This window comes from Bartonella sp. AA74HLJMH, from assembly GCF_042197045.1.
In the GTDB taxonomy this organism is placed as follows: domain Bacteria; phylum Pseudomonadota; class Alphaproteobacteria; order Rhizobiales; family Rhizobiaceae; genus Bartonella.
Genome location: NZ_JBHIRJ010000038.1, coordinates 1 through 5,809, shown reverse-complemented (window position 1 = coordinate 5,809; position 5,809 = coordinate 1). Strand labels below are relative to the sequence as shown.

The window sequence follows — 5,809 nt, the reverse complement described above, 5'->3', positions numbered from 1 at the left end:
TTCTGGAGAGCAATCAGAAATAGTCATGCTAAGTGTGAGGGTTTCAAGACCAAGGTCAACTTCAATAGAGCTATCCATGCCTCCGCCACGATAACTTTCAACAACCAAATTCAAATTCGGCAATGTTACGCTTTCACATTTTGCTTGATAGGGAATGCCGTCGACAAAAATGTTAAAATATTTCAAAACTCTTGGTAAAACAGGTATGGCCATTAAAAGATCTCCTCTAAGTAATCATTCACAATGCGTGAACGGAACGTGATGTGTTCTGCTGGTGTTGTTGGTGTGAATTCGACATTGAAATAGACTCTGCCGCCTTCAATGGCGCTTGCTGTATTCAACTCTGGATCAGGCGTACAACGCCCACCAAGAATGGCGCCTTGTGCTTTCAAATCACGCAAATAGGCATTGACGCTTTCACTGACATCATTCATGTAGGTCTTTTTGATATTGCGGTCGACAGCCCATAGATGTCCGCGCAAAATGGCGTCATTGATCATATCTGCGGTTCTCACCACCGATAAGAAAGCAAACTTTGTATCGCTTGAAAGGGTGCGATTACCCCAAAGACGATAGCCGTTTTCACGAATAATGGTTGTGATGTTTTGTTCGTTAAGAAGGTTGGCGCGGCTTGATCTGTCCCCAATGGAAAAATCAATAGGGCGCGTAATACCAACAATGCCATTGATCACTTTGTTTGAAGGGGAATGCCAAAAACCGTGTGTAAAATCAGTTTTAGCAATGACACCAGCAACCGCTGCACTTGCTGGCTGTTCTATGATCTTTCCATCACGATTCACCTTTACAAAAGGGTCAACTATGATGGCGCGCTTTGAATCAAAATCTTTTGCTGTTCTAAGGGCTGCTTCATCTGTTGTGTTGGGTGCATCAAGCACCACAATAGCACGCAGACGCTCTGCAATGCCAATGAGTTCTGCTGCGACGGGGTTGGCAGTTGCACCAGTTCCATTTTCTTCAATATCCACACTGGAAGGGCGTTGATGTGTAAAGCTTGGCGCAATCAGAATGCGTGGTGTTTGTCCTACAATGGATTGTGCTCCAATGAAAGCATGAACACCTTCATAAACACCATTTGCGTTTACACCACCCAGAATATTGGTGAGTGTTGCATTTTCGTTGTCACCTTCTTGCACGCGTACGACAACGACAATTGCTCCTACTTGTTTAAAAATAAGATCAAGGGCATTGGGTAAAGTGCCGCGTCGTTTGCATGTTCTATCGAGTTTTGCAGCTTGTGAAAGAGAGCCTGCTACCAAAACCGGTGTGTTGAGAGGGAATGCTTGTTCATCGGCATCGGGTGCTGTGCCAACAATCCCGATAACGGCAGACTGAACCGCGCGAAGGGGGCGGGTGCCGTCGTCAACTTCAACGACTTCAACACCGTGTAAAAAACCTGTTGCCATATTTTATGCTCCTTTGAAATATTGGCTAATGAAATGAATGGAAAAAAATGAGGGACTAAGTGCCGCTCTTGAGAACGACTTTGCAAAATATTTAAAATCGTTAGATTCGTAAAAAGGTGCTTCAAAAACACCTTAAAACAACGAGCGAATTGGTTACCGAAATAATCAGTCTTCTGTACATTAAAGATTTTGACTCATTATATGCTACGCGCATATAAGGGTGGGGTTGGGTGTGGTTATGCCGTAAAACACCCTTTCAAGGGAAAAATAACGACGGGCTTGTTGCTGTGTTTTTGAGCATCCGGCATTCTTCGTTGAGTGTCAATCAAAAACATTAATCAACAAAGAGTTCACCATGAACAATTTAGTAACAATCGATAGTGCTGGTATTACTGTCCACAACCTCTTTGAAAATTGCTCAAGGCGTGGGAAACAGTCATGCCACTGTTATCAAACTTGTGCGCAATAATCGCAAAGATTTTGAAGAGTTTGGTCCACTTGGATTTGAAATCCAAGTGAGTAAAAGAGACAGTAAAGGCGGTCAAAAGAGAGTAATTGCTATCCTCAATGAACCGCAAGCAACTCTACTCATGACCTATATGCGTAATAATGACATGGTGCGTGCGTTTAAAAAGCACTCGTTAACAGCATAAAATATCTTTACATAATACATATTGTACGTATAATACGTATTATACGTTAAAGATAGGATGTGCATATGAAAAAATATAGTTTTACAGATGTAAACCGCGGGGCAGGCGATATTTTAGACAAGGCTATGTCTACACCTGTAGCTTTAACAAAGCGAGGGCGTGAAAAAATCATTATGCTTCCTGTTGATTTATATCATGAATTAATAAAATCTCGTTCTGGTGCACAATCTTTTGTTTATGCAGATGCACCGCAAAATATATTAGACGACTTAGATCGTGGTTTAGATGACATTTTGAATAGTGATGAACATGTTTAAAGCAGGGGATGTTGTTCAATATTATTATTTATGGCACGAACAAGCGCAAAAAGGTGAACATTCGGGGCGCAAAGCGCGTTCTTCCTGTGTTATGGTTAAAACTGAAAGCCATTTCTTTTTGTTTCCTATTACTTCTCAGGAGGCTATTAATTTACAATATAGCTTAAAAGTACCTGAGATAGAATGTAGACGTGCGGGGTTGCAAAAGCAATCTTGGGTGCGTGTTGATGAATTTAATGTTGTTCCTTGCGAATCTTTGTTTGACTTTGAAGATTTAAAACCAAAAGGGCGTTTTAGCCTCGTTTTCGTGCGTAAAATTGCACTTAAAATTAAAGAAGTTAAAGCAATAAAACCACTTGGAAAAGTCTCTAGAGATTGAGTCACAAAGTCAAACAGCGTGGAGTGTTGGAACTTTGCTAACATCTGTTTCACGTTCAGCATGCCACGCATCATAATTGGCTTGCATACGTAACCATATGGCAGCTCCATTCCCAAACATTTTGCCAAGACAAGCCGAAAGAGAAGGATAGACAGGCTTTTTGGCATTTAGAATATCATAAAGATGTTGGCGTGATATACCAAGCATCTGCGCAATTTCTAATTTTGTTTTGCCTGTCTCAGGAATAATATCTGCTAAAACTTCTCCTGGATGAGTAGGACAGCGGTTTTTATCTCTTTGTGCAGGAATGTCATCCATAACTGTATCCTTTCTTAATAAAGTGAATACGAAGTTTAAATTCTATTGCCATTTTGCTCTCCAAATCAATGAAGAGACTATAACAACCATCATCATGCTCCATAAGCCTGACACTGTCAGTCAAAAAAAGCCCTTTCAAAGGGCTTTTAAAGAGCGATAAAAGGACTTAAAAACATATAAACCTGCTTATAGAACAGCTATCCATTTGACTTCTGTCATATCTTGGTTACTTGTGCATCCATTTATTCTTTCCATAATCTTATGAGGACAGCACCATCTGCTCCAGCACCACTTGGAGAAGAATCAGCATGAGCACCAGCCCCTCCGCCCCCAAAACCACGCCCTGCTTTTCCCGAACTATAGGAACCTTTGCCGACTCCTCCAGAGCCACCACGTGATGTATCACCTCCAGCATCGCCTCCATTACCGCTTGTTTTACTCGTAATTCCATTCGTTCCAGCATAACCATTTCCGCCTTTGGCAATTCCTGGATGTTCATCCGTTGCTAAACCAAAGTTTCCACCTGTTCCTCCAGCACCGCCATCGCCTGAATAGAAGGAAGTATTATCTTTACCAAATCCCGTGTGAGTGCTAGAAGAGTAAGTACCCCCACCACCATGTCCTCCTGTCGCCGTAATAAAATTTTTGCCAACGGTTGTTGTTCCTCCAAACCTACCTTTTACATTCCACCCAGAAACAGAATCTCCTCCTTTACCAATTGTGATATTCTCATGACCCTTTAAACTCGCTTTATAACCATACCATACCGTACAACCGCCACCGCCGCCACCGCCTCCTAAGTAATAAGAATAACTACCTCCACCACTGCCGCCGCCACCCCATGCTTGGATTTCGACTTTTGTGTTATCCGTTACCCAATCGGGCCATTGAATTTTTCCATCCTGTGTATAGAGCAATTCAGCATCAGCAAGAGCCGGCCAATTCGTGATTTTATCGGTCAAATCTTTTTTAAGACTCTTTATCTGTGCCAAGATGGCTGCATCCACTTGTGATTTGGTATAAACAAGATCATCATCAACTTTAAGCGGTCCTTTAAGCGTACTTCCACTTGTGCTTAAACGGGTAACCACTTTCCTTTTTGGAAGACCGAAGAAGTCAGATGATACATTACCCAAGATCTCCAAGTCGTCACCCATGGTGACTTTACTGGTAAATTTATTATAACTTTGCCATTCATTTGGGCTGGCTAAGCGACCATAGCTTGTGAGATCTTCATTGATCTTGGCTCTAAAATCATCAAGCCCCACGATATCTTCGGTTTTATGTTGATGTGCGCCTAACAGTGAGACAGCACTCCCAAAGGTGAAGTTATTGTTGCTTGATTTATAGAGAACATAATTGTTGGCTGCGTCCTTAGCACCCTCGATATCGCTTAAATCAGCAAATGAGAAGGTTTTATCCGCTGCCATTTTGCCATTGAGGGCTGTTTCAAGATCTGCAACATCATTTATTGTGTGCGTGTGTTTTGAAGGCGCTTTTTCGTCTACCTTTTCTTCAACAGCCAAAAGAGCTTGATCAATTTTTGTCAAGTTTTCCCGCAAGATTGGGAATTCAGAACTGATAAAACGCCCCTCTTTAGGCAATTCCATGTCGAGTTTTTTGGTTTTTGTCATCTCTGTTCTTCCATCACAATATGCCGGCACCAAAATCACTCACCATGGACCGCGCCGCCGGTCCACCGGTAAGCGTGAGTTTCAAGCGCGCTTGTTTGGCGCCTTTGTCACCACTCACAAATTTGCGCTCTGTCCAAAGCGGTTCAGCGAGTTGCTCTGTTTCGTCGAGTTTCAAAGGGGTGAAAGCACCATCATCCAGCTGCATCTCGAGTGTGAAGGTTGCACCGCCCGGTAAAAAGGTTTTGATATAACTGGTCAACCTTGCCTTTTCTCCAAAGGTAAAAGCACGGGTGACATAAGTGGCCGTTTTATGGATCTTGCCTGCAATCAATTGAACAGGAGTAAACAAAACAGGTGAGAGTTTCTCTGTCCCTTTGAGAATAGCGCGAAGCTTTACCTTTTCACTGATATATTCGGTAAGGCTTAGCAATTGAAAGGGAAGGAGTTGATAAACCGTGCCGTTGTTTCTTTCAATTTCAAAGATGACAGAACACTCACTTGAAGGCAATTCAATGGCTGCGCGGATTTGTAAATCAGAGCAGTCCACAAGATCAAAAGTGCCAAGATCAATGGTTTTTTCTGTTTGTGTGTAGCGTGCTGCCAGCACTCGAAAGGCTAAAGCCTCATCTTGATGGGCGGTCCATGTCTGCGCATTGACAGAAGAAAAGCGTGGACCGGTCACGTAAGGGTGGCTTGAAACGTATCTCTGGTGTTCTGGATCAAAATCCCCAAGCTTTGCTAGTGAGACAGAATGATCAGCATCATCGGTTTTAATGACAAAAGCCGTTAAGCGGTCATCCATCACAAGGAGTGGTACATCATAGCGTGCCTCTGCCCACCCTAGCTTTGCGCCCTTCATAGAATAAAAGCTTTGCGCTTGAATATCGGCGGTCGGATAGCCATTTTCTGTGGTGACCAAATCAATCACCAGATCATGGTTCTGATTGCCGATTTTACAAAGATGAAAGTCAATTCCGGTGATTTGCCGTGTTGCATCAGGGGTAAAGACTTGCGCTTGTGGGTCCACTTGCGTCCAGATCTTCACCGTGGTGGTGCGCCGCATCACTTTCACATCAATCACGCC

At 42.9% G+C, this 5,809-nt stretch carries 7 protein-coding genes and 2 pseudogenes; 3 read left to right on the top strand and 6 right to left on the bottom strand.

All coding sequences use genetic code 11. The annotated features are described in order from the left end of the window. Positions 1-213, bottom strand: a 213-nt coding sequence (locus tag ACFINH_RS08930) for a phage major tail tube protein (RefSeq protein ID WP_375632765.1), incomplete at its 3' end; no start/stop codon positions are given. After that, positions 213-1,424 carry a phage tail sheath subtilisin-like domain-containing protein gene (locus tag ACFINH_RS08925; protein WP_375632763.1) on the bottom strand — a complete coding sequence of 404 codons (1,212 nt, stop codon included), beginning with the start codon at positions 1,422-1,424 and terminating at the stop codon, positions 213-215. The genes ACFINH_RS08930 and ACFINH_RS08925, both read right to left, overlap by 1 nt. Positions 1,425-1,779: 355 nt before the next feature. Here ACFINH_RS08925 and ACFINH_RS08920 point away from each other — a divergent pair. From ACFINH_RS08920 to ACFINH_RS08910, 3 genes and pseudogenes are all read left to right on the top strand, one after another. Continuing rightward, a pseudogene (locus ACFINH_RS08920) lies at positions 1,780-2,059 on the top strand (Rha family transcriptional regulator); the annotation flags it as partial. A gap of 83 nt (positions 2,060-2,142) precedes the next feature. Further along, positions 2,143-2,394, top strand: a complete 252-nt coding sequence (locus ACFINH_RS08915) for a type II toxin-antitoxin system prevent-host-death family antitoxin (protein ID WP_375632762.1) — start codon at positions 2,143-2,145, stop codon at positions 2,392-2,394. After that, complete coding sequence (locus tag ACFINH_RS08910; RefSeq protein ID WP_375632760.1) at positions 2,387-2,773, top strand: hypothetical protein; 387 nt, start codon at positions 2,387-2,389, stop codon at positions 2,771-2,773. The genes ACFINH_RS08915 and ACFINH_RS08910 overlap by 8 nt, the downstream gene beginning before the upstream one ends. Positions 2,774-2,782: 9 nt before the next feature. Here ACFINH_RS08910 and ACFINH_RS08905 read toward each other — a convergent pair whose 3' ends face one another. The 4 genes and pseudogenes from ACFINH_RS08905 to ACFINH_RS08890 form a co-directional block, all read right to left on the bottom strand. Next, on the bottom strand, positions 2,783-3,091 hold the full coding sequence (locus ACFINH_RS08905; protein ID WP_375632758.1) for a HigA family addiction module antitoxin: 309 nt from the start codon (positions 3,089-3,091) through the stop codon (positions 2,783-2,785). Next, entirely contained in the window at positions 3,084-3,215 is a 132-nt protein-coding gene (locus ACFINH_RS08900; protein ID WP_375632756.1) for a hypothetical protein, read from the bottom strand. Before ACFINH_RS08900 ends, ACFINH_RS08905 begins: the two co-directional genes overlap by 8 nt. 118 nt (positions 3,216-3,333) lie before the next feature. Continuing rightward, a complete protein-coding gene (locus ACFINH_RS08895; protein WP_375632754.1) occupies positions 3,334-4,725 on the bottom strand; it encodes a Bgr_08870 family protein in 1,392 nt (463 codons plus the stop codon). A 13-nt stretch (positions 4,726-4,738) separates the two neighbouring features. Beyond that, positions 4,739-5,809: pseudogene (locus ACFINH_RS08890) on the bottom strand (DUF4815 domain-containing protein); the annotation flags it as partial.

What these genes read in the sequence shown, in the direction of transcription:
- ACFINH_RS08925 (WP_375632763.1), bottom strand. Translation starts at nt 1,424, where the DNA reads ATGGCAACAGGTTTTTTACACGGTGTTGAAGTCGTTGAAGTTGACGAC.
- ACFINH_RS08915 (WP_375632762.1), top strand. Translation starts at nt 2,143, where the DNA reads ATGAAAAAATATAGTTTTACAGATGTAAACCGCGGGGCAGGCGATATT.
- ACFINH_RS08910 (WP_375632760.1), top strand. Translation starts at nt 2,387, where the DNA reads ATGTTTAAAGCAGGGGATGTTGTTCAATATTATTATTTATGGCACGAA.
- ACFINH_RS08905 (WP_375632758.1), bottom strand. Translation starts at nt 3,091, where the DNA reads ATGGATGACATTCCTGCACAAAGAGATAAAAACCGCTGTCCTACTCAT.
- ACFINH_RS08895 (WP_375632754.1), bottom strand. Translation starts at nt 4,725, where the DNA reads ATGACAAAAACCAAAAAACTCGACATGGAATTGCCTAAAGAGGGGCGT.